The sequence below is a fragment of the Halolamina litorea genome (genome assembly GCF_026616205.1).
Lineage (GTDB): Archaea > Halobacteriota > Halobacteria > Halobacteriales > Haloferacaceae > Halolamina > Halolamina litorea.
The window spans coordinates 2,047,449-2,064,645 of the sequence record NZ_JANHGR010000001.1; the positions used below are offsets into that span (position 1 = coordinate 2,047,449).

Genomic DNA, 17,197 nt, shown 5'->3' on the forward strand with positions numbered 1-17,197 from the left:
GCTGCTTCGGCCCTCCTCCCGCTGCTTCGGCCCTCCTCTCGCTGCTTCGGCTCTCCCCCCCGCTGTTTCCTCGTTTCATGGCCCTCTACCCACCGCTTCCCGAGCGCGGGCAGACTCTTCACCCCGGCATCGCAACACCGACCATGCCGCTCCTGACGATCACCGCCAGCGTCGACCCCGGTGACACCCAGTCGTTCCTCGCCGACGTCGCCGACCTGTACGCCGACAGCATGGACAGCGAGATGCGCTTCCTGACCGCGAACTTCCGCCACAGCGACCGCGAGGGCCTCTGGCTGGGCCGGGCCGATCCCGACGAACCGGTCGTCCTGCTCGAAGCCGACATCCGCGAGGGACGCCCGGCCGACCAGCGGCGCTCGTTCGCGCTGGCGTTCATGGAGCACGTCCGGGAGCGATGGGGCGTCCCGGAAGCCAACATGAAGGTCGTATTCACCGAACACGAGGGCGCCCACTTGATGGGCTACGACCGCGTCGGCGGGGACTGGGAGCCGTAGGTCACGGGGACCGAACTGTCCTGATACCGTGACTTGGTTCCGAGACCCGAATCCTTATCTTCTTAGGCCCGCCTAAACCAGAGTGATGCCGACCGAGAAGCGGGTCGACGAGGTCGAAGCGCTCCCCGTGGTCAACGCACACAACCTCTCGGCCGAGCGAACGGTGTTCACCGAAGAAGGGAACGAGAACGGATGGATCTCGACCGATCTGACCGTCTCGGTCAGTCGGTGAGCCCGTCGTCGCCGAGGTAGCGTTCGAGCGTGTGAGCGTCCTGTTCGATGGCGAGTAGTCCCGACGAGAGCGTCTCGACGGTACGTTCGTCGCGGACGGCGCCGGCGGTCTCGATCGCCTCACGGAACGTCACCGCGAGCGTCGCGTAGCCGTCGATGTCGCCCTCCAGCGAGTCCCGCAGGGTGTACACGTCGCCCGCTTCGATCCGCATCGGGGCGTGTTCGCGGATGCCCATCGGGCCGTTGACCGGGACGCCGCCCAGCGCGTGGACCCGGAGCGCGAGGTCGTCGGTCAGGTCGCTGAGCCGGTCGGCCTGTTCCGTCAAACGCTGTTCGATCTGTTGTGACTCCGCACCCGAGGCCGTCCAGTAGTGTTTGCGGACTTGATTGAACAGGATGTACAGCCCCGAGAGACAGCGGTTCAGGTCGTCGATCACCGCCGCGGCCGCCTCGGGCGCGAGCCGAACCGTGTTCTCGCCGACGGTGCCCCACTCCCGGCGCAGTTCGGCGTCGTCGGGCCGGCGGAGGTGTGGCGCGCTCATCGCTCCCCCACGAGCGTGTCGTCCTCGACGTAGCGTTCGATCGTGTGGGCGTCGTCCTCGATGGTTTCGAGGCGGCTCTCCAGCAGTTCGCGGCTGGCCTCGTCGCCGACCGCCCGAGCCACGTCGACGGCGTCGCGGAACGCCACCGCGAGCGTCGCGTAGGCGTCGAGGTCACCCTCCAACGATGCCCGCAGGCTGTAGAGGTGCTCCGCTTCGAGGTGGACCGGCGCGTGTTCCTGGATCTCGGGAGGCGTGCTCACGGGGACGCCGCCCAACTCGGAGATCCGGTGGGCGACGGCGTCGTCGACGTGGCGGAGCCGTTGGTAGGCGTCGCCGAGGAACTCGGCCACGTCGCCGGACTCGGCGCCCTCGGCGCTCCAGTAGTGCTTGCGCACGAGGTAGAAGAGGTTGAACGTCCCCGCGTGGACGACGTTCAGCGCCTCGACCATCTCGGCGGCGTTGTCAGACTTCGTCTGACTGCCCGAGGAGGTTCCCTCCTCGCCGTCGTCGCTATCGACGCGGACGGCGTTCTCGGTGACCGTCTCTCGCTCCTGTTTGACGGTCGCTCCCTCGGGCGCCCGGACGAGTCGCCCCTGCTTGGGATCGGACACGGTTACGCCTGCACGAGGGTGTCGTCCTCGAGGTAGTGGTCGATGTCGTGGGCGTCGTCCTCGAGGTCCTCCAGCACCTCACGGAGGAGTTCGGCGGTCGCGTAGTCACCCAGATCGGTCGCCAGGCCGACGTGTTCACGGACGCTCTCGATCACGTCGCCGTAGCTCTCGAGGTCGGCTTCCAGCGAGTCACGGATGCCGTAGACGTCCTCGCCCTCGAACTCGATGTAGGCGCGGGCCTCCTGCTCGGCCGGGCCCGCGACGGGGACGCCGCCGAGTGCCTGTGCGCGCTCCGCGATGGCGTCGGCGTGCGTCTCGAGCGTGCCCGCGGCGCCGTCGAGGAAGTCGTGCAGGTCGCCGGACTCGGCGCCCTCGACGTTCCAGTGGTGCTTACGGACCTGGTGGTAGAGCACGTACGCGGAGGCGAGGTCGCGGTTCAGCGCGTCGACGATCTGTTCGGCTTTCTCGGTGTCGATGCGGACGGCGTTCCCCTCGACGGTATCGGCCTGCTGTCGGACGGTCTTCTGGGTACTCATGTGTACACCTGTATAAGTTCGGTACGCCCATAAAGGTTGCATCCGTGATGGACGGTTTTGGCAGCTTCGACGCCTGATTCGGCAGTATTCGGGATCTTCAGGGCGAGCGATCGGGCAGTCGGCCCGCGCGACGAGACGGGCCGCGTGACAGCACGGTTCCCGGCCGGGAGCATCCCCTCACTCGTCGGTCTCGGATCGCTCGACTTTCGTGAGCGTCACGGCGAAGGTGGCGCCCTCGGAGCCGGGGTCCTCGACGGCCACGTCGCCGTCGTAGCCCTCGACGAGCGCTTGCACGAGGAACAGGCCGATCCCCGTCCCCTCGCTCTCCAGGCCCTTCTCCCCTTTGCCGAACACCGTCTCGGCAGCCCCCTCGGGGATCCCGGGCCCGTTGTCGGAGATCCGGACGACGATCTCGTCGGCGGTCTCGGTCGTCGACACCGTGATCCGGGGAACGGGCTTGTCGTTGTGCTGGACGGCGTTTTTCAGGAGGTTCCGGAACACCGAGTCGAGCATCTCGTCGGCGACCACGACGCAGTCCGGGATCGGCCCCTCGACATCGACGACCGCCTCCGGGTACGCGTTCCGGATTCCCTCGATCTCCCGTTGCAGGACGGGCCGGAGTCCCACGCGGTTGAGCTCCTCCGCGTCCGAGAACAGCACCGCGCTGATCTCGCGGGCGGTCGTCGTGAGTTCGACGGCGTGTTCCGCGCTCGAACGGATCGTGCCGAGGTAGCCCGCCGCCTCCTCGTCGACGTGGTCGGCGAGGATGTCGGTGTAGCCGAGCACCAACTGCAGGTCGTTCCGGATGTCGTGACGCAGCACCTGATTGAGCACGTCGAGGGTGTCCCGCTGGGTTTCGAGGCGCTGTTCGTGTTCCTTGCGCTCGGTCACGTCCCGCGAGTAGACCGAGAGGCCGTTGTCGTCGGCGAACGCTCGGATCTCGACCCAGTAGTCGAACGGCTCGGGCACGTACTGTTCGAACGCGGCCGGCTCACCGGTCGCCATGACCGTCCGGTAGCGTTCCTCCAACTCCTCCGGGACCGAGTCGCCGAACGTCTCCCAGAGGTTCTCGCCGACGATATCGGCGGCGTCGACCCCGGTTCGCTCCGCCATCCGGTCGTTCCAGAACGTCACCTCCCAGTCGGTGTCGACGGTGTACACCGCGTCGGTTGTCCGCTCGAGCAGACGGTACACGTCCGAGAGGTCGGTGGCGGCGAACATCGCGCCGACGACCTCGTCGTCGTCGTAGATCGGTTCGGCGCCGGCACGGTACCGGTGTTGCCCCCATGGTTTGACGAAGGTGAACGTCTCCGTGACCCGCGAACGGGTCTCGATCGCCCGGCGCTTGACCTCCATCGCCGGCGCCGCCGCGTCCCCGGAGAACAGTTCCGTGTCGGTCCGGTCGGAGATCTCCGAATCCGGCGGGTCCGGGCCGTCGTTGTGAACCCAGGTGGGCCGGAGCTCCGTGTCCACGAGCGCGGCGTTCATCCCCCCGGTTTCGAGGGCGAGCGACACCAGCCGCTCGGCCCGATCCGGGGTTAGCCCGAGGTCGGTGTCGTCGTTGTCCATGCGGCTGAACTGGTCTAGGGTAGTAAATCGTTGACCATCTGCGATGCCGGCCGACCCACCACGCGAGAGTGACGACGAGCGGCGGTGTGGCGGGTGGCGCCGACGGGCTCAGCCGTTCGAACGGAGCGCGGGCCCGGGCCTCAGTCGTCCGACGGCGCGGCCCCGTCCTGTGGCGCTTCGGAAACGACCGGACTGACACCCTTGCGGTTGGCGTCGAACTCGGAGAGCCCGTAGACGAGGCCGACGAGCAGCACGACGCCGAGGGGCAGTAGCGCGAGCGGCGTGATCCGGGTGAGCCCCCACACGAGCAGCAGCACGACGGCGACGAGCGCGACGGTGATCGCGTAGTAGAGCTGTGTCCGGACGTGGTCGATGAGGTCGGCGCCGGTGAACGTCGAGGAGAGCACCGTCGTGTCCGAGATGGGGGAGCTGTGGTCCCCGAAGATGGCGCCGGAGAAGATCACGCCGACCATCGCCGCGATGATCGTGTGGTCGCCAGTGAGGTTCCACGCGACCGGGATGACGATGGGCGTCAGGATCCCCATCGTCCCCCAGGAGGTGCCCGTCGAGAAGGCGATGAAGGCAGCGAGCAGCAACACGAGCGCCGGCAGAACCGCGACCGGGAACTGCTCGCCGACGACGCCGGCGACGTACTCGCCGGTCTGCAGCGCGCTCACGACCTCACCGATCCCCCACGCGAGCACGAGGATCGAAACCGCCGTGAGCATGAGGCCGAACCCGTCGATGACCGTGTCCGTCGCCTCCCCCAGCGGGAGGATGCCGTAGAGTTTCCCGAGGGCGAACCCGGTCACGACCATCGCGAAGGAGCCGTAGATGAGCGCCGACGCGAAGTCGGCGTTGGTCACCATGTCCATGAGGCTGGCGCCGGGGGAGTAGCCGGTCCACAGCGCGCTGCCGATGGTGACGGCGATGAGGACGCCGATCGGCGCGAAGAAGCTGACCAGCCGGGGGTTCTCCGCGCTCGGCGCCCCGAGGTCGGACTCCACGTCCTGCATCGGGCGGGCACCCTCGCGGTTCACCTGCCCGGTGCGCCACGAGCGGTGCTCGGCGTCGAGCATCTCGCCGTAGTCGCGCCCGGAGAACACGATGATCGCCACCATCACGATCGCGAGGATCGAGTACATGTTGAACGGGATGGAGTTGAGGAACACCTCGAAGGCGGGCGGGTGATCGGCGACCCCGGCGGCCTCGTACCCGTCGGTGATGAGCGACAGTTGGAACGCCACCCACGAGGAGATACCGAGCGTCGCCACCGGCGCCGCCGTCGAGTCGACGATGTAGGACAGCTTCTCCCGGGAGACCCGCAGGTGGTCTGAGACGTCCTTCATCGCGGAGCCGACGATGGCCGTGTTGGCGTAATCGTCGAAGAAGAGGACGACACCGAGCGCCCACGCCACGGCGCCGGCCTGTCGCTGTGAGTCGAGTCTGGCGATCGCCCAGTCCCTGACGGCGTAGGAGCCCCCGAGGTTCCAGATCATCGCCACGCCCGACCCCAACAGCAGGGTGAACACGAGGATCCGGACGTGGAAGTCGCCGGCGACGGCGGCGACGATCCACTCGAACGTCTGTACGACCCCGAGGCCGCCGGTGAAGATCACTGCGCCCGACCAGATTCCGAGGAACAGGGACAACACCGCCCGGCGCGTCGCGATCGCCAGCACGATCGCCAGCAGCGGTGGGACCACCGAGAGGGCGCCGAACTCTGAAGCCATGATCCCACATATTTCGTTCGAGATTACATAAAACCCGTCTGCGGTTCATCGTGCGATGAGTGTCCGGCGCCGTTGCTCGGCGGTCGATATGTCGCCCGGAACACTAACTGCCAGCCTCATCCCGGGGCTGCGTGCCGCGTCGGCTGGCTAACCCTCGTGCCGGGCGGGTGGGTACGCCACCAGCGGGGCTCTCGCCCGAATGTCGCGTACCCGGGTTCTCCGCGCGATCATCGCTCCCTGGACGGGAGTACTCCGGCGGGGATGTGGGGCACGCACTCAAGGTTCGACGCGGGCCGGGATACGTTTTCCGCCCGCGCCGTCGGCGCCGTCAGGGCGCCCCGCCCGACGATTCGTCGGCGTGACCTCCGGCGCTCCGAAGGTTCGCAGCCGAACTCCCGGCGACGGTTCGAAACCGTCGAAAACGCCCCGATACGGCCCTGTTGCGGCCGCTATCCGAACGCACTTATCGGCGGCAGCCCAGCCACGAGTAATGTCAGTACGTGTCGGCCTCCTCGGCGCCACCGGCGCCGTGGGTCAACGGTTCGTCCAGCTGCTCCATGACCACCCGACCTTCGAGATCGCCGCGGTCACGGCCAGCCCCGAGAGCGCCGGCGAGTCCTACCGCGACGCCGCCAAGTGGCGCGTCGACACGCCGATCCCGGAGTCGGTCGCGGGGATGACCGTCATCGAGACCAGCGCCGAGGCGATCCCGGACGATCTGGACCTGCTGTTCTCCTCGCTCCCCTCCGGTGTCGCCGCCGAGGTCGAGCCGGAACTCTGTCGGGCGGGCCACGTCGTCTCCTCGAACTCCTCGAACGAGCGCATGGCCGAGGACGTGCCCCTGACGATCCCCGAGGTCAACGCCGACCACCTCGACCTGATCGAGACCCAGCGCGCAGAGCGGGGTTGGGACGGCGCGCTCGTCAAGAACCCCAACTGCTCGACGATCACCATGACCCCCACCCTCGCCGCCCTCGACCAGTTCGGCCTCTCCCGGGTCCACGTCTCCACCCTGCAAGCGGTCTCCGGCGCCGGCTACTCCGGCGTCACGTCGATGGAGATCATCGACAACGTCCTCCCCTACATCGGCGGCGAGGAGGAGAAGATGGAGACCGAGTCCCGCAAGCTACTCGGCAGCGTCGAGGACGGCGAACTCTCGCTGCACGACGTCGAGGTCGCCGCCTCCTGTAACCGCGTGCCTTCGCTCGACGGCCACCTGGAGAACGTCTTCGCCGAACTCGACGAGAACCCGACCGCCGCCGAGGTCCACGAGGCCCTCGCCGACTTCGCCGGCGTCGACCTGCCGTCGGCGCCCGAACAGCCGATTCACGTCTTCGAGGACCCCGAGCGACCACAGCCCCGACTCGACAGGATGCGCGGGCAGGGGATGCAGATCTCGGCGGGCGGCCTGCGTGAGACGCCCGAGGGGATCCAGTACAACTGCCTCGCACACAACACGATCCGCGGTGCGGCGGGCGCGTCGGTACTCAACGGCGAACTGCTCGTCGAAGAAGGCTGGGTCTGAGGCTGCGCGCGGACTGATTCAGACGACGCGGTTCTCGATATCGCCGCCCGTCTTCAGCGCCTCGTAGTTCGCCGCCACGATGTCGCTGAGGCGGTCGAAGTACTTCGGCGTGTGGCCGGCGTTGTGCGGCGTGATGCGGACGTTGTCGAACGCCCAGAGCGGGTGGTCCGCCGGGAGCGGTTCGGGGTCGGTCACGTCGAGGAACGCGGCGCCGATGTCGTTGCTGCGGAGCGCGGCGACGAGCGCGTCGGTGTCGACGACGCCCCCGCGGGCGATGTTGACCAGCGTGGCGTCGGGCGAGAGCGTCTTGAACGCCTCCGAGTCGATCAGTTGCTCGGTCGCGTCCGTGAGCGGACACGCGAGCACGAGCGAGTCCGTGCGGGCCAGCGCGTCGTGAATGTCCTCGAATCCGAGCACCTCGTCGGTCGGGCCACCCTTCTCGGGGCTGTATCGGACGCCGATGGTGTCGACACCGAACGCGTCGAGTCGCTCGACGGTGGCCTGTCCGATGGCGCCCATGCCGACGATGGTGACCGTCGAGCCCTGCAGTTCGTCGGTGCCGAAGGACTGCCAGACGTGGTTTCGCTGGTTCCGGGCCGCACGCGGGAAGTCCCGCGCCATCGAGAGTAGCGCACCGAGGACGTACTCCGAGATGTTCGGCCCGTGGACGCCCGAGGCGTTGGTGACGGCGACGCCGGCCTCCTCCAGCGCCTCCATCGGGAGGTGACCGGTGCCGGCGAACGAACAGGCGAACAGTTCGAGGTTCTCCGCGCGCTCCAACATCTCCGGGTCGATGTTGAAGCCGGCGACGACTCGCGCGTGCGGGATCAGCTCTCGCTCCTGTTCGGGGGTCTCGGCGACGGCGATGTCGGCGTCGGGGAGCCGTTCACGCATCGCTTCGGCGTAGTCGTCGACGGAGATGCCGTGGATCTTCTGGCGCAGCAGTAGCACGTCTGGTTCGCTCATGCTCGCGGCTCGGAACGGGCGCGAAAAGAGTGTACCCTTCTCGGCTCGCGTCGCGAAAGCCGCCGGAACCGTACCCGATTTAGGCACCCTCGGCGAACCGCGACTGTGCTCTCCGCGGACACCCGACAGCGACTCCTCGTCGCCGTCGCCGCCGCCACGCGCTTCGGCTCGGGGGTGCTCCTCGGGACGGGGCTGGCGTTCTACCTCGGCCGGGACGACGCCTCGGCGCTGGTCGTGGGGCTCGTCACGACCGCGTACTTCCTCGGGATGACCGTTTTCTCGCCGTTCTGGGGCGCCGTCGCCGACGTGACCGGGCGTCGCCGCGCGGTGCTCGTGGCGACCGGGCTGGGAGCGACGCTCGCGCTCGCCCCGCTGTTCCTGTTCTCGGGCGTCTGGGTTCCCATCCTCTCCCGCGGGCTCTACGCCGTCTTCGCCGTCGGGTTCGCGCCGGTGATGCTCGGCGTCGTCTCCGCGCGCGGCGGCGACGAGGGCCGTGGGCGCTCGCTCGGCTTCTTCAACGCCGCGCGGGCCACCGGCTTCACCGGCGGCCAGCTCGCGGTCGGCCTGCTGCTCGGCATGCTCGCGCCGGAGTGGATGTACGCCGTCATCGTCGCCGGCAGCCTCCTCTCGACGCTCGTCGTCGCCTTTCTCGACGACAGCGCGGCACCCAAGCCCGACAGCCAGCCCACCGTTCACGAACTGCTCGCGGAGGTCCGGCGGCGCCTGATCCCGGCCGTCGACGACAGGGACCACCTGCGCCGTAACGGCCTCTGGATGCTCTACGTCGCGCTCGCGTTCCGCAACGCGACGGTGATGGGGCTGTTCGGGCTGATGCCGGTCTACCTCCCCGAAACGCTCGGAATCTCGGAGTTCGCGATGGGGGCGCTGCTGGCTATCAACCCCGCGGGCCAGACCGTGTTCATGCTCCTGTTCGGCCGCATCGCCGACGCGTGGGGCCGCAAGCCGCTGGTCGTCGTCGGCATCGCCGGATCGGGGCTGTTCGCGCTCGTCGCCGCCGCCGCGACGCTGTTCGCCGGCCCCCTCCGACTCGTCGTCGCCGCGCTCTCGTTCGTGATCATCGCCGCCGCCTACTCGGCGATGACGACGGGCGCGCTGGCGTTCATCGGCGACGTGGCGCCCGAGTCCCGGGAGTCCGAACTGATGGGGTTACGTTCGACCGCCAAGGGCGTCGGCGGCGTGTTCGGGCCGGTCCTGATCGGCGGCCTCGTCGCCCTCGTCGGCTACCCGACGGCGTTCGCGGTCGGCTCCTCGATGGCGTTCATCGCCGCCGGACTGGCGGGCTGGAAGCTGGTCGAGAGCCGTGAGGGCGTAGTGTTCCCGGGGCGAGGAGCCGTTCCGGGGGACGACTGATCGGTCCGGCGCCGTTCGGCCGGACTGGACGACTGATCGGTCCTCACACCCACAGAGCTACGAGAGTCGTCAACGCGCACCATTATCCCCCCGCCGCTCGAACCCCGGGGCATGACCGAGATGCAGTACACCCGGCTCGGCGCGACCGGGCTGGAGGTCTCACGGCTCTGTCTTGGCTGTATGAACTTCGGCTCCGGCTCGGAGTGGATGATGAACGACCGCGGCGAGAGCATCGACCTGCTCCACGAGGCGATGGACGCCGGGATCAACTTCCTCGACACCGCGAACGTCTACTCCACCGGCGAGAGCGAGGAGATCGTCGGCGAAGCCATCCAGTCCCGGAACCGAGACGAACTGGTCGTGGCGACGAAAGTGCGCGGCGAGATGCACGAGGGGCCCAACGGCTCGGGGCTCTCCCGCAAACACATCCTCGATCAGGTGGAGGCCAGCCTCGACCGGCTGGGGACCGACTACATCGACCTCTACCAGATTCACCGCTGGGACGACGACACGCCCATCGAGGAGACCCTCGCCGCGCTCGACCACCTCGTCGAGACCGGGCGAGTGCGCTACATCGGCGCCTCGACGATGTCGGCCTACCAGTTCACGAAGGCGCTGTACACCTCCGACATCGAGGACTACAGCCGCTTCACCTGCATGCAGCCGGAGTACTCCGCGGCCGCGCGCCACGAGGAGGCGAACCTCCTGCCGGTCTGTGAGGGCGAGGACGTCGGCGTCATCCCGTGGTCGCCGCTCGCGGGCGGGTTCCTTACCGGGAAGTACGAGCGCGACGCCGACGCCCCCGAGGGCTCCCGCGGCGCCGCGAGCGAGCACGTCGAGCGGAAGTTCACCGAGGCGAACTGGGAGGTGCTCGACGAGGTCCGGGCCGTCGCCGACGATCACGACGCCACGCCCGCGCAGGTGAGTCTCGCGTGGCTGCTGGCACAGGACGCCGTGACGGCGCCGATCATCGGCCCCAAGAACAGCGAGCAGTTGCAGGACAACCTCGGCGCGCTCGACCTCGACCTGAGCGACGACGAGGTCGAACGCATCGCGGCACCGAAGACGCCGCGCTGGCCGGCGGAGTAGCCGGGACCGTCCGTGGTGGACGGACCGTCTTCGGCGTGAAAAGAGACGAACCCCCGTTCAGGGCTCGGAGACACCCTCGTCGGTGATGAGGGAGTCGATCAGTTCCACCGGCGTCGCGTCGTAGGCGGGGTTCTCGATCTCGACGCCCTCGACCGGTTCGCGCATGACCTCGCTGCCCGGGCGGAACTCGTTCTCGAAGCGGAAGTCGTCGATCACCTTCGTCGAGGAGCCGACAACGGTGACCGGCACGCCCTCCCGAGCGGCGACGGCAGCGATGGGGTAGGTGCCGATGCGGTTGTAGAGCGTGTCCTCGACGATGCAGTCCATCCCGACGATCACTCGATCCACGTCCTCCATCACGTAGCCGGCGGCGCTGTCGACCAGCAGGTGTGGCTCGACGCGGTCGATACCGGCGAGCGTGCGGGCGGTCTTCCGGCCGAGGTAGCGCGGGCGGGCCTCGGTGACGTAGGCGGTGAGGTGACAGCCCTCCGCGCAGGAGGCCTCGACGGCCTCCAGCACGGTCGAGGAGTAGTCGTGGGTCAGGATCGTCTCGCCGTCCTCGAAGGTGTCGGCGGCGTGGGCGGCCGCGCGGCGCTTGCCCGACTCGACGCGGGTGACGGCGTCCTCGATGGCGCCTTCGAGCAGCGACTTCGCCTCCTCGGGGGTGTCGGCCTCGCCGGCGACGGCGTCGACGATACTGCGCATCGCGGTGTGCAGCGAGGCGTGGGAGGGGTTCGCCCGCCGGAGCGCGCCGGCGTTGTGTTCGAGGTCCCGGTCGAACGTCTCCGCCGAGACGTACTCCCGGTCGAGCAGTTCCCGGAGCGCCGTCGCGGCCTTCACGGCGACCGCCGAGGAGGAGTGACTCCGCATCTCCCGGATCTCGGCGACCGTCTCGTCGATCATGCTCACGGCGTGGGTCGCTCTCCCGATAGGTGTTGCTACTCGGACGCTCCGGGCCGCGTCGGCGACGCCGCCGCCGAAAGCCACGTGACCCTCGCGGCCCTATATCGGATCATGTCCTACCCCGTCACCTACTACTGCCCGCGCTGTGGGGCGGTCCACGAACTCCAGCGCGACGGCTACCTCGCGGACAAGACAGTCACCCCCTACCCGCTCGAGGGCTGGAACTACGTCGACCCCGACGACGAGTTCGAGGAGGTCGACGGCGTCGACGGGGTCCGGATCGTCTGTGGCGACGAGGACCTGCTGCTCTCCGGCGACGATCTCCCCGAGGCTGCGGAAGCACCTGATTCGGGCTGTGGCGAGCCGTTCTACCTCTCGTTCGTGAAGTTCGAGGACGGCGTCGAGGTCGAGCCCCGACAGGAGGGCGACCGCGTGACCATCGGTGTCGGCCCGAGTCGGCCGCGGGGGCCGGACCAGCCCAGCGGGCCGGCGGGGCCACACGGCGACTGAGCGCGGCGCTTACTCGCCGTACTCCCCCTGCATCCACGCGTAGACCGTCGGGTGGCTGAGGAGGTACGCGACTGGCAGGAGGAACATGAGCAGGGTGCCGGCGACGACCACCTGCGTATACGGATCGGGCGGGCTGGCGACCGCCGCGAGCGGGAACGCGACGACGATCGTCGCGACCGCGATACTGACGAATCGGAACAGCCGCGATTCGAGCATACCGCCCGTAGCGCCCGTCCCGGCCTGAAGCTTACCCCTTGATGTTGCAGACCGGGAACGTCCGCGCGACCTTGTCGCCGATGCCGAGCGCGTCGCTCACCGCGACGACCTCGTCCACGTCCTTGTAGACGCCGGGGGCCTCCTCGGCGACGGTCGCCCCGGAGTTGGCTTTGACGTAGATGTGGTCCTGTTCGGCGAGGTCGTCCTGCACGTCGCCGCCCCAGAACTCCTGTTTGGCCTGCGTGCGGGACATCAGCCGGCCCGCGCCGTGGGCCGTCGAGCCGAACGTCTCCGAGAGGGAGCGCTCGCCGCCCTTCAGCACGTAGCTGCCGGCGCCCATCGACCCCGGGATGATCACCGGCTGACCCACGTCGCGGTAGGCGTCGGGCACTTCCTCACGGCCGGGCGGGAACGCCCGCGTGGCGCCCTTCCGGTGGACGAACAGTTCCCGATCCTCGCCCTCGACCTCGTGGGTCTCGCGCTTGGCGATGTTGTGGGCCACGTCGTAGAGCAGTTCCACGTCCTCGCTCTCGACGCCGTCGAACACGTCGGCGAGGGTCTCGCGGGTTCGGTGGGTGATCAGTTGTCGGTTCACCCACGCGAAGTTGACCGCGGCGCACATCGCGCCGTAGTACTCTTCGGCCAGTTCCGAGCCGGCGGGGGCCGCCGCGAGGTCCTTGTCGGGCAGTTCCTCCAGCAGGTCGCCGTGCTGTTGCTCGATCTTCCGGACGTAGTCCGAACAGATCTGGTGGCCCAGCCCGCGGCTGCCACAGTGGATCAGGACGACGATCTGGCCTTCTTCGAGCCCGTAGGCGTCGGCGACGCCGTCGTCGAACGTGTCGGTGACGCGCTGGACTTCGAGGAAGTGGTTACCCGAGCCGAGACTGCCCATCTGGTTCATCCCGCGGTCCTTGGCCTTCTTCGAGACGAACTCGGGCTTGGCGTCGTGTCGGCAGCCCTCGTCCTCACAGTGGGCGAGGTCGGCCTCGGTCGCGTAGCCCTCCTCGACGGCCCACTCGACGCCCCGCTCCATCGCCCCCTCGACGGCGTCGCGGCTGCCGTTGACGACGCCGCCGCCGCCGAGTCCCGAGGGGACGGCGTCGAACAGCGCCTCGACCAGTTCCTCCTCGCGGCCACGCACGTCCTCGTACGTGAGCGGAGTTCGGAGCATTCGGACACCGCAGTTGATGTCGAAGCCGACCGCGCCGGGGGAGATACAGCCCTCCTCGGCGTCGATGGCGCCGACGCCGCCGACGGGGAAGCCGTAGCCCTGGTGGGCGTCGGGCATCGCCAGCGCGTACTTGGTCATCCCCGGGAGGTGGGCGGCGTTTTTCAGCTGTTGGAGGCTGTCGTCCTCGCCGATGTCGTCGAGCAGGGCTTCGCTGGCGAGCACGCGGCCGGGGACCCTCATCCCGCCCTCGCGGGGGATCTCCCAGACGTGCTCCCGGACGCGTTCGAGCGTGACGCCGTCGAACTCCCTCGTGGTCATACCCGTGGGTGCGTCCCCGAGAGGAAAGACCGTTCCGTCCCGCGTCAGTCCGCACTCGGCGCCGCCCCGCCGCTCCACTCGTCGTGGCGTTCGGTGCCGAACCGATCGGCGAGCCGTCGATCCAGCGAGTACGCGCCCCCGCCGGTGATCACCAGCATCGACACCAGCCCGAACAGCGAGATGTGGGCGAGTACGGGGTCGTCGGGCAGGCCGAACAGCGTCGTCGTGAACATGGCGATGGCGACCCCACAGCCGGCGCGGGTAAACAGCCCCAGCGCGAGCGCGACGCCGAGTGCGGCCTCCGTCAGCCCGGCGCCGACGACCCACAGTTCGGGGGAGACGGGCACCACCGCCGTCAGGTCGTACTTCGTGACGACGCCAAGCGCCTGGCCCGGCATGAGCAGCTTCTGGACGACGCCGAGGTAGACGAAGGAGACACCCAGACCGACGCGGACGACCACCGGCACCAGCCCGTCCCGCGCCGCCAACGCCTTGCCGACGGGGGCGAGCGTCTCCCGAACCGGGTCGACGCGGCGGTACACCGTCCCGTCGGCGTCGGCGAGCCGGGAGAACACGTGGTCGGCGCTCGGCCGGCCGCCGCCGAGCAGCATGATCGCGACGAACCCCGGCACGTACTCGAACGCCAGCAGCAACAGCGCCGGCGAGAGCGCCAGTCCGACGAGGTAGCCTGCGAGCCCGGCCGCTGCCGAGATGCGGGTGGCGAAGCCGAAGACGAGCAGGAAGCCGACGGCGATGCCGAACAGCCGGACTGCGGGGCCGGGAACTCCGAGCACGTCGGCGGTCGCCGCCGGCGAGAAGAGGTAGCCGGTGAACCCCGCACCGACCATCGGCAGTCCGATCGCCAGTCGGGCCAGCCACGGTAGCAGGTCGTCGTAGCTCCGGAGCGTCCCGCGGAGCACCGCGAGGTCGATCCGGAGGGGACGGAGCCGGAGCCAGCCCAGCACGGCGACGGCGACGCCGATACCGCCGCCGGAGAGCAGCGCGAGCGCGAGGGGGTCGCCGGCCACCGCTCCGAGCAGCTCCGCCAGCCGCTCCCTCCCTTCGCCGGGGGTGACGTACCGGACGTGGGCGGACACCTGCCCCGGGATGACGGCGAGAAGAACTGCCAACCCGAGCGCCCTCGGACCGAAGTGACGCGTCATGTGCCCCCTCCGATGGGCTGACCCAAAAAAGGTCGTTCGTGCCGCCAAGGCTATGCCGGCGCCGGCCACACGCGAACCCATGCCGACCGCGAGACGGTGTCCCGACTGTGGCGTCACGATGGAGACGGCGAAACTGCGGACCTCCGATGGCTTCGAACTCTACCTCGTCACCGACGAGCCCAAGAAGGGTATCCTCGGCAGCCTCGGGGTGAAGGAGAAGACCAAGCCGACGACGTACGTCTGTCCGGAGTGTGGGCTGCTCCGGCAGTACGTGGACCTCGAGGACTGACGGCAGCAGACTCCTTCAGCCGTTGGACAGAGCCCCGCCCGGTCGCGGGCCGTGATCGCTTACACGTCGAACACGACGTACGCCTCCCACCCGCCGTCGACTGACTCCAACCGCATCTCGGAGTAGGTGACGGCCTTCACCTCGCGGGCGACGACCGCCGAGAGCGCCACGCCCCGGTAGCTGGCGTCGACGACCCACGCGCCGCCGTCCCCGTCGACGGTCGCAGCGTTGTCCACGGGAAGCACCGCCGCCACGTCCCGTTCGTAGATGAGTTGGTCCAGGTAGTCGTACAGCGCCGCCTCCGGGCCCTCGCTCTCGACCCGGAGTTCGTGGCGCGCGCCACCGGCCGGGTCGTCGGGGGCGGGCCACTCCTCGCACATCGCCGACGTGAGCCCGTCGGCGACGGCCGCGAACACCTCGCCCAGCGTGTTGCCGGTCGCGGCCACCGCCACGTCGGCGGTGTGCTCGCGGAGTTCGAACGAGCCCATCAGTTCCGCCCACCGCGGTCGTCGTTGGCCTCCTCCGCGGGGCGCTGTTCGGTGTCGTCCCGGTCGGTCTCCTCGCGGTCGGCCAACGCCGCCGGTCGCGCCTCCGTCGACTCGCGGTTTCGCTCCTCGCGGTCGGCCATCTCCGCCGGCCGCTCCTCCGTCGACTCGCGGTTCTTCGCCGCCCTGTCGGCCATCTCCGCCGGCCGCTCCTCCGTCGACTCGCGGTTCTCGGCCGCTCGGTCAGCCATCTCGGCGGGCCGTTGCTCGGTCGAGTCGGCCTCGTTGGCGTAGCGCCCGGCTTCCTCGGCCGGCGTGACGCTCGCGTCGTCGGTGTCCACGCCGTGGGCCCGTTCCGCGGGCGTGTCGGCGTCTGCGGCGGGGCCCTCAGCTTCCGGGCGTTCCCGTCGGGCAATGTCGTCGGGCGTCGTCGCCCGTGCCGGCTCGACGGACTCGTCGTACGTGTCGGGGCGCTCGGTGCTGACGGGGTCGGACCGGCGGACCGATGGCGACTCCTTCTCGGGGTCGAACTGCTGGTCGGCGTGTTCGACGCCCGCGAGGTCGCGGAGCTGTTCCTCGGACATCCCGTTGCTCGTGGCCCCGTCGCTCCCTGCGACCGCGACGCCGCTGGTGACGATAGCGCGGATCCCCTCCTCCACGGTCATCTCCACGTCCATCACGCGGTCGGCGGGCATGTGGACCAAGTGCCCACCCATGACCGGGTTGGGCGCGAGCGGGAGGAACAGCGTCAGCATCTCGGCGTGGCCCGCCGGGTCGGACAGCGACGACGGCGTCTCGGTGGTGACGAAGCCGAGCGTGTACGCGCCCTCGTGGGGGAACTCAACGAGCTTCACGTCACGGAAACTCTGGGTATCGGACTCCAGCATCACGTCGCTCATCTGCCGGAAGGAGTCGTAGACGCCGCCGACGGCGGGGATCTGGGAGATGAAGTAGTCGAAGTAGTCGACCGCACGCTCGCCCCACTTGGTGGTGTTGGTGAAGATGCCGACCACCATGATGATGACGAGCAGGATCACCGGCGTCACCAGTTGGATGACAAACACGCCGACCGGGATGTCGCCGATGACCGGGAGCATGATCTCCTCGTCGGCGGCGACGATCCCCTGGGCGAACAGCGAGAGGTAGTCGTAGACGTACTGGAACGCGACCGCCAGTACGATGACGGTGACCAGCATCGGCACGACGACCGCGAGGCCGGTGATGAACGACTCCCGGAGCGTCTCGCGGGTCGACTTCCTGACGCGCTGGTCCATCCGCAGGTCCGACTCGTCCATTCGTGCACACCAACGCAGTGACCCCCGCTAAAGCCTTCGGCCCCGTGTGGCGCTGAAGTAACCCACACGGGCTGCCACGACGCCCACCACGCGTACCCGGCGAGCCGTCGACGAACGCTGCATGGCACCGAGAGACGGACTGCTCGTCGGCGCGCTCGGGAT

Annotated in this window: 19 protein-coding genes; 7 read left to right on the top strand and 12 right to left on the bottom strand. The window is 69.0% G+C overall.

From position 1 onward, the window contains the following. Positions 1–143: 143 nt before the first annotated feature. The gene (locus NO998_RS10605) at positions 144–512 is read left to right on the top strand and encodes a tautomerase (RefSeq protein ID WP_267647102.1); all 369 of its coding nucleotides are present in this window, start codon (positions 144–146) and stop codon (positions 510–512) included. Positions 513–597: 85 nt separating this feature from the next. Next, positions 598–744, top strand: a complete 147-nt coding sequence (locus NO998_RS10610) for a hypothetical protein (RefSeq protein WP_267647103.1) — start codon at positions 598–600, stop codon at positions 742–744. On the opposite strand, the gene NO998_RS10615 is transcribed toward NO998_RS10610, so the two are convergent. The 5 genes from NO998_RS10615 to NO998_RS10635 form a co-directional block, all read right to left on the bottom strand. Next, the gene (locus NO998_RS10615; RefSeq protein ID WP_267647104.1) at positions 734–1,285 is read right to left on the bottom strand and encodes a ferritin-like domain-containing protein; all 552 of its coding nucleotides are present in this window, start codon (positions 1,283–1,285) and stop codon (positions 734–736) included. The two genes, NO998_RS10610 and NO998_RS10615, sit on opposite strands and share 11 nt — an antisense overlap. Continuing rightward, positions 1,282–1,896, bottom strand: a complete 615-nt coding sequence (locus tag NO998_RS10620; RefSeq protein WP_267647105.1) for a ferritin-like domain-containing protein — start codon at positions 1,894–1,896, stop codon at positions 1,282–1,284. The genes NO998_RS10615 and NO998_RS10620 overlap by 4 nt, the downstream gene beginning before the upstream one ends. A 2-nt stretch (positions 1,897–1,898) precedes the next feature. Then, the gene (gene dpsA, locus NO998_RS10625) at positions 1,899–2,432 is read right to left on the bottom strand and encodes a DNA starvation/stationary phase protection protein DpsA (RefSeq protein WP_267647106.1); all 534 of its coding nucleotides are present in this window, start codon (positions 2,430–2,432) and stop codon (positions 1,899–1,901) included. A 177-nt stretch (positions 2,433–2,609) separates the two neighbouring features. Next, positions 2,610–4,001 carry a PAS domain-containing protein gene (locus NO998_RS10630; RefSeq protein ID WP_267647107.1) on the bottom strand — a complete coding sequence of 464 codons (1,392 nt, stop codon included), beginning with the start codon at positions 3,999–4,001 and terminating at the stop codon, positions 2,610–2,612. Between the two features lie 140 nt (positions 4,002–4,141). After that, complete coding sequence (locus tag NO998_RS10635; RefSeq protein ID WP_267647108.1) at positions 4,142–5,734, bottom strand: Na+/H+ antiporter NhaC family protein; 1,593 nt, start codon at positions 5,732–5,734, stop codon at positions 4,142–4,144. A 490-nt stretch (positions 5,735–6,224) separates the two neighbouring features. On the opposite strand from NO998_RS10635, the gene asd reads away from it, so the two are divergent. After that, the gene (gene asd, locus NO998_RS10640; RefSeq protein WP_267647110.1) at positions 6,225–7,259 is read left to right on the top strand and encodes an aspartate-semialdehyde dehydrogenase; all 1,035 of its coding nucleotides are present in this window, start codon (positions 6,225–6,227) and stop codon (positions 7,257–7,259) included. A gap of 18 nt (positions 7,260–7,277) precedes the next feature. Here the strand turns inward: asd and NO998_RS10645 are convergent, their stop codons facing one another. Continuing rightward, a complete protein-coding gene (locus tag NO998_RS10645; RefSeq protein ID WP_267647111.1) occupies positions 7,278–8,225 on the bottom strand; it encodes a D-2-hydroxyacid dehydrogenase in 948 nt (315 codons plus the stop codon). Positions 8,226–8,330: 105 nt separating this feature from the next. Here NO998_RS10645 and NO998_RS10650 point away from each other — a divergent pair, with 105 nt between their 5' ends. Both NO998_RS10650 and NO998_RS10655 read left to right on the top strand, forming a co-directional pair. After that, positions 8,331–9,596 (top strand): MFS transporter, encoded by a 1,266-nt coding sequence (locus NO998_RS10650; protein WP_267647112.1) that lies wholly within the window; start codon positions 8,331–8,333, stop codon positions 9,594–9,596. Between the two features lie 111 nt (positions 9,597–9,707). Continuing rightward, the gene (locus NO998_RS10655; protein ID WP_345781121.1) at positions 9,708–10,685 is read left to right on the top strand and encodes an aldo/keto reductase; all 978 of its coding nucleotides are present in this window, start codon (positions 9,708–9,710) and stop codon (positions 10,683–10,685) included. Between the two features lie 57 nt (positions 10,686–10,742). On the opposite strand, the gene NO998_RS10660 is transcribed toward NO998_RS10655, so the two are convergent. Continuing rightward, complete coding sequence (locus tag NO998_RS10660) at positions 10,743–11,588, bottom strand: eIF2B alpha/beta/delta subunit family protein (protein WP_267647114.1); 846 nt, start codon at positions 11,586–11,588, stop codon at positions 10,743–10,745. 111 nt (positions 11,589–11,699) lie between these two features. Here NO998_RS10660 and NO998_RS10665 point away from each other — a divergent pair, with 111 nt between their 5' ends. Next, a complete protein-coding gene (locus NO998_RS10665) occupies positions 11,700–12,098 on the top strand; it encodes a DUF7969 family protein (protein ID WP_267647118.1) in 399 nt (132 codons plus the stop codon). Between the two features lie 9 nt (positions 12,099–12,107). On the opposite strand, the gene NO998_RS10670 is transcribed toward NO998_RS10665, so the two are convergent. Genes NO998_RS10670 through NO998_RS10680 form a run of 3 tightly spaced genes read right to left on the bottom strand, consistent with a single transcriptional unit; the run spans position 12,108 to position 14,966 of the window. After that, entirely contained in the window at positions 12,108–12,314 is a 207-nt protein-coding gene (locus NO998_RS10670) for a hypothetical protein (protein ID WP_267647119.1), read from the bottom strand. Between the two features lie 31 nt (positions 12,315–12,345). After that, complete coding sequence (locus NO998_RS10675) at positions 12,346–13,803, bottom strand: RtcB family protein (protein ID WP_267647121.1); 1,458 nt, start codon at positions 13,801–13,803, stop codon at positions 12,346–12,348. Between the two features lie 44 nt (positions 13,804–13,847). After that, entirely contained in the window at positions 13,848–14,966 is a 1,119-nt protein-coding gene (locus NO998_RS10680; protein WP_267647123.1) for a DoxX family protein, read from the bottom strand. 79 nt (positions 14,967–15,045) lie between these two features. Between NO998_RS10680 and NO998_RS10685 the strand changes: the two genes are divergently transcribed. Then, entirely contained in the window at positions 15,046–15,255 is a 210-nt protein-coding gene (locus NO998_RS10685) for a hypothetical protein (RefSeq protein WP_267647125.1), read from the top strand. Between the two features lie 59 nt (positions 15,256–15,314). Here the strand turns inward: NO998_RS10685 and NO998_RS10690 are convergent, their stop codons facing one another. Both NO998_RS10690 and NO998_RS10695 read right to left on the bottom strand, forming a co-directional pair. After that, complete coding sequence (locus tag NO998_RS10690; RefSeq protein WP_267647127.1) at positions 15,315–15,743, bottom strand: archease; 429 nt, start codon at positions 15,741–15,743, stop codon at positions 15,315–15,317. Continuing rightward, the gene (locus tag NO998_RS10695) at positions 15,743–17,035 is read right to left on the bottom strand and encodes a DUF502 domain-containing protein (RefSeq protein ID WP_267647128.1); all 1,293 of its coding nucleotides are present in this window, start codon (positions 17,033–17,035) and stop codon (positions 15,743–15,745) included. The genes NO998_RS10690 and NO998_RS10695 overlap by 1 nt, the downstream gene beginning before the upstream one ends. Positions 17,036–17,197 lie beyond the last annotated feature (162 nt).

Excerpts from the sequence above, each read along its gene's own strand:
- NO998_RS10690 (WP_267647127.1), bottom strand. The coding sequence starts at position 15,743 with ATGGGCTCGTTCGAACTCCGCGAGCACACCGCCGACGTGGCGGTGGCC.
- NO998_RS10630 (WP_267647107.1), bottom strand. The coding sequence starts at position 4,001 with ATGGACAACGACGACACCGACCTCGGGCTAACCCCGGATCGGGCCGAG.
- NO998_RS10610 (WP_267647103.1), top strand. The coding sequence starts at position 598 with ATGCCGACCGAGAAGCGGGTCGACGAGGTCGAAGCGCTCCCCGTGGTC.
- NO998_RS10675 (WP_267647121.1), bottom strand. The coding sequence starts at position 13,803 with ATGACCACGAGGGAGTTCGACGGCGTCACGCTCGAACGCGTCCGGGAG.
- dpsA (WP_267647106.1), bottom strand. The coding sequence starts at position 2,432 with ATGAGTACCCAGAAGACCGTCCGACAGCAGGCCGATACCGTCGAGGGG.
- NO998_RS10670 (WP_267647119.1), bottom strand. The coding sequence starts at position 12,314 with ATGCTCGAATCGCGGCTGTTCCGATTCGTCAGTATCGCGGTCGCGACG.
- NO998_RS10605 (WP_267647102.1), top strand. The coding sequence starts at position 144 with ATGCCGCTCCTGACGATCACCGCCAGCGTCGACCCCGGTGACACCCAG.
- NO998_RS10685 (WP_267647125.1), top strand. The coding sequence starts at position 15,046 with ATGCCGACCGCGAGACGGTGTCCCGACTGTGGCGTCACGATGGAGACG.
- NO998_RS10680 (WP_267647123.1), bottom strand. The coding sequence starts at position 14,966 with ATGACGCGTCACTTCGGTCCGAGGGCGCTCGGGTTGGCAGTTCTTCTC.
- asd (WP_267647110.1), top strand. The coding sequence starts at position 6,225 with ATGTCAGTACGTGTCGGCCTCCTCGGCGCCACCGGCGCCGTGGGTCAA.
- NO998_RS10695 (WP_267647128.1), bottom strand. The coding sequence starts at position 17,035 with ATGGACGAGTCGGACCTGCGGATGGACCAGCGCGTCAGGAAGTCGACC.
- NO998_RS10660 (WP_267647114.1), bottom strand. The coding sequence starts at position 11,588 with ATGATCGACGAGACGGTCGCCGAGATCCGGGAGATGCGGAGTCACTCC.
- NO998_RS10615 (WP_267647104.1), bottom strand. The coding sequence starts at position 1,285 with ATGAGCGCGCCACACCTCCGCCGGCCCGACGACGCCGAACTGCGCCGG.
- NO998_RS10635 (WP_267647108.1), bottom strand. The coding sequence starts at position 5,734 with ATGGCTTCAGAGTTCGGCGCCCTCTCGGTGGTCCCACCGCTGCTGGCG.
- NO998_RS10645 (WP_267647111.1), bottom strand. The coding sequence starts at position 8,225 with ATGAGCGAACCAGACGTGCTACTGCTGCGCCAGAAGATCCACGGCATC.
- NO998_RS10665 (WP_267647118.1), top strand. The coding sequence starts at position 11,700 with ATGTCCTACCCCGTCACCTACTACTGCCCGCGCTGTGGGGCGGTCCAC.
- NO998_RS10655 (WP_345781121.1), top strand. The coding sequence starts at position 9,708 with ATGACCGAGATGCAGTACACCCGGCTCGGCGCGACCGGGCTGGAGGTC.